Annotated in this window: 7 protein-coding genes and 1 pseudogene (1 of these 8 cut by a window edge); all 8 read left to right on the top strand. The window is 33.8% G+C overall.

The annotated features are described in order from the left end of the window. A pseudogene (locus tag Q5O73_RS06675) lies at window positions 1-140 on the top strand (NAD(+)/NADH kinase); it begins 700 nt to the left of the window's first position. 12 nt (window positions 141-152) lie between these two features. Then, on the top strand, window positions 153-599 hold the full coding sequence (locus Q5O73_RS06670; protein ID WP_021953230.1) for an arginine repressor: 447 nt from the start codon (window positions 153-155) through the stop codon (window positions 597-599). A 37-nt stretch (window positions 600-636) separates the two neighbouring features. After that, window positions 637-2,325: a DNA repair protein RecN gene (recN, locus tag Q5O73_RS06665; protein WP_302669316.1), complete on the top strand. Its 1,689-nt coding sequence runs from the start codon at window positions 637-639 to the stop codon at window positions 2,323-2,325. A 150-nt stretch (window positions 2,326-2,475) separates the two neighbouring features. After that, entirely contained in the window at window positions 2,476-3,696 is a 1,221-nt protein-coding gene (gene spoIVB / locus Q5O73_RS06660; RefSeq protein ID WP_021953228.1) for a SpoIVB peptidase, read from the top strand. Window positions 3,697-3,879: 183 nt separating this feature from the next. Continuing rightward, window positions 3,880-5,019: a Fic family protein gene (locus Q5O73_RS06655; protein ID WP_302669315.1), complete on the top strand. Its 1,140-nt coding sequence runs from the start codon at window positions 3,880-3,882 to the stop codon at window positions 5,017-5,019. Window positions 5,020-5,197: 178 nt separating this feature from the next. Next, a complete protein-coding gene (locus Q5O73_RS06650; protein ID WP_118588481.1) occupies window positions 5,198-5,959 on the top strand; it encodes an FHA domain-containing protein in 762 nt (253 codons plus the stop codon). 219 nt (window positions 5,960-6,178) lie between these two features. Then, window positions 6,179-7,042, top strand: a complete 864-nt coding sequence (gene spo0A / locus Q5O73_RS06645) for a sporulation transcription factor Spo0A (protein ID WP_021953225.1) — start codon at window positions 6,179-6,181, stop codon at window positions 7,040-7,042. A 70-nt stretch (window positions 7,043-7,112) separates the two neighbouring features. Next, the coding region (locus Q5O73_RS06640; protein WP_302669314.1) for a glycogen synthase at window positions 7,113-8,044 on the top strand (932 nt) is incomplete at its 3' end.

Raw genomic sequence — 8,044 nt, 5'->3', positions numbered from 1 at the left:
CTGTTGCTTTTGACGGTGACGGCATTTACAATATAGTATCCGGTGATATAATAAGAATCAGTGTTGCTGATGAAACTACGGAAATTGCAAAACTTGATGAAAGCAGTTTCCTACAGGCAGTAAAAGATAAATTAAGATAGGAAAAGGTAAAAGTGAAGACAAAGAGACAACGTAAAATAATTGAATTAATAACTGAAAGAAATGTTGAAACTCAGGATGAGTTAGCAGCATTATTGGAAAAGGAAGGATTTACGGTAACACAGGCTACAATATCAAGAGATATTAGAGAGCTTAACCTTACCAAATCAGTTTCACCGGATGGTGGACAGAAATACTCCATTGCAGTAAGTGCATTAGGTGGCATTTACGGAAAGTATTTAAGAGTATTAAGTGACGGCATTTTAAAAATGGAAATAGCTGAGAACATTCTTGTTATAAAGACTGTTTCAGGTATGGCAATGGCAGTTGGTGCAGCTGTAGATGCCATGAGTATTGAAAATGTTGTTGGCTGTATAGCAGGAGATGACACAATTATGTGTATCATTAAAACAAAGGAAGATGCACCGGTAGTAAAAGCACGTATAGAAGAGGCTATTTAAATATTAAAAACGGGAGATGAGCACAGAAGGAGGATATATGTTAATTAATTTACATGTAAAGAATCTTGCATTAATTAAAGAAGCTGATGTAGATTTTAGCAAAGGTCTGATTGTGCTTACAGGTGAAACGGGAGCCGGAAAGTCATTACTTTTAGGCTCTGTTAATATTGCCCTGGGAAATAAAGTATCTAAGGATATTATCCGTACAGGAGCACAGTTTGCCTTAGTGGAACTGACATTTCAGGTAGACGAAGTTTGTGCTTCTAAGCTTAAGCAGATGGATATTTTTATGGAAGAGGGAAATATTATTACTGTTTCAAGAAAAATATCAGAAAGCAGAAGCGTGTCAAAAATAAATGGTGAGACAGTTAATGTTAATGTTTTAAAAAAAGTAATGGGAATGTTAGTTGACATTCACGGTCAGCATGAACACCAGTCATTATTATATGTTTCTAATCATTTAAATATTCTTGATAAATATGCTAAAAAGGAAATGGCGGATATTTTAAAGGGATTATCTGCTGAATATGGTAATTATACTGAACTTAAGTCCCGGTTGTCATCCTATAATATAGATGAGGCACAAAGGATGAGGGAGATTGAGTTTTCTATGTATGAAGTAAATGAAATAGAAAATGCCAGTCTTATTCCCGGTGAGGATGAGGAGCTTGAAGAGCAGTATAAGAAGTTGTCCAATAGCGAAAATATAGTGGAAACCCTGTCATCTGTGTATGGACTTATAGGTTATGACAGTATGCAGTCAGCAGGTGAGTTAATATCTAAGGCAACACAGGAAATAAGCTCCATAAGTAATTTTGACGAAAAAATAAACGGATTTAAGGAGACTTTGTTTGATATAGATTCCGTTTGTAGGGATTTGTCGGCAGAGATTTCTGATTATACCGGTGAATTAGAATATGACCCAAGGGAAGTAAGCAGAATAGGTGAGCGGCTTGATACCATAAACCATTTAAAATTAAAATATGGAAAGACCATAGATGATATTTTGCAATATCAGGATAAGAAACAGTCATATCTTGATGAATTAAATAATTATAGTGAAAAAATTGACCAAATTAAAGGATTAATAACAGAAAGCCGGGAGAAGCTTCAGGTGCTGTCGGAAAGAGCCTCAAAGATGAGAAAAACAGCTGCAAAAGAGTTAGAAAATAGCATAACTGATGCACTTAAGGATTTGAATTTCTTATCTGTTGATTTTAAGATAAATATTACAAAAAAAGATAAGATAACAGATAAAGGATTTGATAATGTGGAATTTATGATATCCACTAATCCCGGTGAGCCTGTAAGACCTCTTGCTAAGGTGGCATCCGGCGGTGAATTATCAAGAATAATGCTTGCAATTAAATCTCTTCTCGCAGGAGAGGATGAAATTGAAACTTTGATTTTTGATGAAATTGACACAGGTATAAGTGGCAAAACAGCCAGCATGGTGGCTGAAAAACTTGCAAAAATAAGCGCAAATCATCAGGTTATATGTATATCACATTTGTCTCAGATAGCAGCAATGGCAGATAGTCATTATCTTATAAAAAAAGACATGGAAGATAATTCCACAGCTACAAATATTGTGAAATTAACTAGAGAAGAATCAATAAAAGAAATTGTCAGAATTAATGGTGACGGAACTATGACAGATGCCGCAATTGCCCACGCAATTGAAATGAAAGATATGGCAGACAGAACAAAAAGTAACTTGGTTTAAAGTTGAGTTTTTTGGAATATTAAGAAGGAGAACATTAATCGGTTAAAGATTATGTTTTCCTTCTTTTTTTGGTATTTTTAAGAAAAAGGGGATGGAACACATAGGTGATTATGATAGAAAAATAAGGGAATAATATCAGGAGGGATGAATATGATGAAAATATATAAAAAATGCATTATTGCATCAATATTGGCGGCACTTATTGTAATACTTGTTTCAGGAGCATTATATGTAAAAAATAACCTGCCGGATACAATATTTGTGGGAACAAACAAAGTTACAAAATATCAGTTTTCAATGCCTGTTTCGCTGGATGTTACAGGGGAAAATACTGTGAAATTATCAGGGGAAAATGATATATATTCCGGTGAAAAGGGAAATTATAAGGGCAAATATAAGCTGTTCGGTATTTTTGATTTAAAAAATACCAATGTAAAGGTAGTGGATAAAGAATATGCCTATCCTGTGGGACTTCCTGTAGGATTATATTTGAAAACCCAGGGGGTAATGATAATCGGAACCGGTGACATTGATACAGGAACAGGGGATAAAATATCTCCTGCAAAAAACAAAGTAAATGAAGGGGAGTACATTGTAAAATTTAATGACATAAGTGTAAGTAATAAGGCACAGTTATCATATTTGATAAATGAAAACGGCAATAAAGAAGTGTTACTTACAGTAAGAAATGAAACGGGAATAAGAGCTGTGAAAATTAAACCTGAAAGAAACAGTGACGGTGAATATATGCTGGGAATATGGGTAAGAGACGATTCTCAGGGAATTGGAACCATAACATATGTAACAGATGACGGAAAGTACAGGGCATTAGGTCATGGAATCAGTGACATAGACACGGGCAAACTGTTATCATCCCATAATGGAACCATATATAATGCCAATATATGGGGAGTAAAAAAAGGTGAAAAAGGCAAACCGGGAGGACTTTGCGGAACAATACTTTACAATGAAAATAATGTATTGGGAAATATAGAGGATAACAGATTTTGCGGCTTGTCAGGAACAATCAACAGTGACATAGTTTCAAAATATAATCTGAAAAAAATGGAAGTGGCATTCCACGATGAAATAGAAAAAGGAGATGCAAAAATACAGTTTATTACTAATGGAAATGTTGAATATTATGATATAGAAATTGAGGAAATAAATGTAAACAATAAGGAAAAAAATATGGTTATTAAAGTTACTGACCAAGAACTTTTAAAAAAGACCAATGGGATAGTTCAGGGAATGAGTGGCTCTCCCATTATTCAAAATGGGCACATTATTGGGGCTGTAACCCATGTTTTTGTTAATGATCCAACTAAAGGGTACGGAATATTTATAGAAAATATGTTGGATTACAATTAACCACAAAAGTCTTTCTAATAGGTTATGGGGAATACATGAGAGCAAAAGCAGTTATAGCAGTTGCAAAAAAAGATTTTTTGAAATAAGGCACAAAAAATAATAGATCTATTTCAAAAACACGGTGATTTTTTGAAATAAAAGAGGTATAATCAGTATAATTATTTCAAAAAGAGGTGAAATTTTATGAGTCGAGCAGGAACGTATGTTGACAATTTAACAGGAGAGGCTACTTATCAATCTTTTAAACCAAATCCATTACCGCCAATGCCAAAAATTAAAATGGATGAGGAAATGGTAAGACTTTTAGTAGATGCCAATAAACAACTTGTAAAACTAGATACTGCATCACAGTTAATTTCAAATGCGGATTTGTTTATATTAATGTATGTTAGAAAAGAAGCATTAATTTCCTCACAAATAGAAGGAACACAGTGCACTCTTGATGATGTGCTAGATCCGGAAGTGGAAACAAATGCAAATCTGGATGTTTCAGATGTCATTAATTATGTGAAAGCAACACAGTATGCATTAAAGCGTCTGGAAGAATTACCTTTATGTTGCAGATTAATAAGAGAAATACATGAAGTATTAATGGAAAATGTTCGTGGACAGGATAAGACGCCGGGAGAGTTTAGACATTCTCAAAACTGGATTGGGCCAGCCAACTGCTCATTAAAAGATGCAAGATATATTCCTCCAAATGTAGATGATATGCAAGAAGCCATGGATGATTTAGAAAAATATATTAATGAGAATACGGATTATGATTCATTGATTCGGGTAGCATTGATTCACTATCAGTTTGAGACAATACGTCCATTTTTGGACGGCAATGGAAGAATCGGAAGACTTTTAATACTTCTTTATCTGATGGAACAGGGATTGCTTGCAAAACCAGTCATTTATATATCATATTTTTTGAAAAAAAACCAGGTAGAATATTATGACCGAATTAGTGAAGTTAGAAGAAGTGGAAACTTTGAACAATGGATAAGATTCTTTTTGGAATCAGTGAGTAAAGCAGCATCTGATTCTTTAGAAACAATTCGTCAGCTTTCTGTATTGCATGAAACTAACATAGAAAAGCTTCCGAAAACCACTAGAAGTAAAGATAATTTGAGGGCTGTGTTTGATTATATCGAGCAATATCCGATTATTGATATTAAGAGAACTGCTAAGAAATTAGGTATTAGTTATAATACAGTAGCTACGGCAGTAAAGAAGCTCGTCGAACTTGGTATTTTGCAGGAGACCACCAATGCTGCGAGAAATAGAGTGTTTGTCTATGAGGAGTATTTAGGAATATTGAGGAAGGATACGTAAGAAGTAGGAAAAGATAATGATATTTGTTGATTGGAAGGCATTTAAATATAAATTGTTTGACGGTTTTGTCCTATGCATAGAAAAATACCCAAACTTGCAAAAAATGTAGTATAATCAATAAAAGGGTTTGTTTAACCTGTGATACCATAGAAAAATTGATAGCAGAAAGGAATTATTTATGGGAAGAAATAATATTCAACTGGCTTATGAAATAGAGGACATGATAAAAAAATACAACAAGAAGCCTGAAAAGAAAGTAAAAAGGAAGGATATTGTGAATATGCTTCAAAATGCCGAAATAATTATGGCAGTAAGGGCAGGCTTTGATGGTTGTGAAATATATGATGAGGTAATGGAAGGGGTATCAATGACTCCTGACATTGTTAAAGATGGAAATCGTGCAAGACTTCTTCCGGTATTTACTTCTTATGAACAGATACCGGAGGACTATATGAATACATTTTCACTTATAAGAATGGCAGCAATGGATGCCTATACATTTATGAATGATTGTGAGGGATTGGATGGAATGGTGTTAAATCCTTTTACTGAGGCGCATTTAGAATTAAAAAAGAAAAAGGATTTAAGCAAAAAAACCATTACAAGACATTATAAAAAAGAGGAAGAACCTGTAAGACGTCCGGTGGCACAGCAGCCGGAGGCAATGGTTATTTACAATAATAAAAAATACGTTATAAACAAAAGTCCTTTTACCATTGGAAGGGAAAATGCCAATATTGTAATACCGGAGACTTATATATCAAAAATACACGTGGTTATTTCATATAAAGACGGAAAATACAGGGTGGCTGACTATGCATCCACTAATGGAACAAGGGTTAATGGTACTTTGTTAAAGCCAAAAGTGTATTACGAATTAAGAGATGGTTACGTTATTGAATTGTCAGATAAGGAAAAAATGATTGTTTATATTAATTAATTTTTTATCGACATTTCAGTAAAAAAATCGACTTTAAATTGGCGATTTATTGATGTATTTAATCTTTTTATGTTACATAAAAAATTATATGTAAACCCCTTTGTCGAATTATGGGTTTTTATGCGATTTCTTTAAGTTGAACTGGAACAAAATACAATCTATAATCTTCTTTGTCAAAAGAATTCAAACAGTACTGTATTTTGACAAACAGGAGGATAGATGATAATCAGTAATACGGGAAATAGCAGTATAAATAGAGTGATTAATACAAATTATGGCAGAAAAAATGAGAAAATTAACGTAGCCATAGTAGATGATAATGAGAAGATAATAAGCAATATTTGTGATAAATTATCAGATGACAGTGAAATTGAGGTAGTTGGCAAGGCAACTAATGGGGAAGAAGCATATGATATGATAAAGAAGAATAACCCTGATGTTGTTATACTTGATTTGATTATGCCAAAGATGGACGGACTGTCACTGATGAACAAAATACATAATGATGGCAGTATGATTAAATTGCCTTTTTTCATAATTGCATCAGCCATAAGCAATGAGACAGTAATTCAGGATGCCTTTGGCATGGGGGCAGGTTACTATATGTTAAAGCCCTTTGAAATGGATATGATTGTTGACAGAATAAAAAGCGTAAGCTCATATAACAGAAAAATACCTGAAAATAAAAAGCTTATTGCTCCATATGAGGATAAAAAGCAGTTTATGGAAAGAAATATTGAAGGGGACGTTACAAACATCATACATGATGTGGGAGTTCCGGCTCATATTAAGGGCTATCAGTATTTAAGAGAGGCAATTATTATGTCGGTTAATGACCCGGAAATGCTTAATTCCATTACAAAGATTCTTTATCCAACCATTGCAAAGAAGTTTCAGACCACATCAAGCAGAGTGGAAAGAGCTATAAGACATGCTATTGAAGTTGCGTGGAACAGGGGAAGAATGGACACCATTGATGAATTGTTTGGCTACACCATTAATGCGGAAAAGGGTAAGCCTACCAATTCAGAATTTATTGCATTAATTGCAGATAAAATCAGGTTAGAATACAAATGCAGATAAAAATACCTTTTATTTATCAGACATTTTTAGTATTATATACTTAAGAAAAATATGAACCGGAGGTAAAACTATGAAGAAAATTTTATTCGTTGCATCAGAATGTGCACCTTTTATTAAGACCGGTGGTCTTGCAGATGTTGTAGGTTCACTACCAAAATGTTTTGACAAAAAAGAATACGATGTTAGAGTTATTATTCCTAAATATATGTGTATGAACCAGAAGTGGAAGGATAAAATGACTTATTTAAATCATTTTTACATGGACCTTTGCTGGAGAAGACAGTATGTTGGAATAATGGAAATGGAATATGAAGGGGTTAAATATTACTTCATTGACAATGAATATTATTTTGCAGGAGACAAGCCATACAGTGATGTGAGATATGACCTTGAAAAATTTGCATTTTTCTCAAGGGCTGTGTTGTCAGCACTTCCGGTAATTGATTTCAGACCTGACGTTATACATTGTCATGACTGGCAGACAGGACTTATTCCTGTATATTTACATGACAGTTTCGCATATGGCGATTTCTATCGTGGAATTAAGTCGATTATGACAATACATAACCTTAAATTCCAGGGTGTATGGGATATAGATACCATAAAGGATATTGCAGGACTATCAGATTATTATTTCACATCTGATAAGTTAAAGGATTATGATAATGGAAATTACTTAAAGGGTGGAATTGTTTATGCTGATATGGTAACAACAGTTAGTGATACATATGCTCAGGAAATAAAAACACCGTTTTATGGGGAAGGCTTAGATGGACTTATGAGGGCAAGGTCAAACTGTTTAAGAGGAATTGTAAACGGAATTGATTACAAGGAATATGACCCGGCTACAGACAACCTTATTGCCAAAAATTTCTCAGTAGAGAATTTTAGAAAAGAAAAGGTTAAAAATAAAACAGCACTGCAGAAGGAATTGGGATTAGAGGTTAATCCAAAGAAAATGATGATAGGACTTGTAAGCAGACTTACGGATCAGAAGGGACT

Source organism: Eubacterium sp. AF15-50 (genome assembly GCF_934835595.1).
Classification (GTDB): Bacteria; Bacillota; Clostridia; order Lachnospirales; family Lachnospiraceae; genus Eubacterium_G; species Eubacterium_G segne.
Note: the sequence above shows the minus strand (reverse complement) of the source record. Positions and strands in the feature narration are given on the sequence as shown.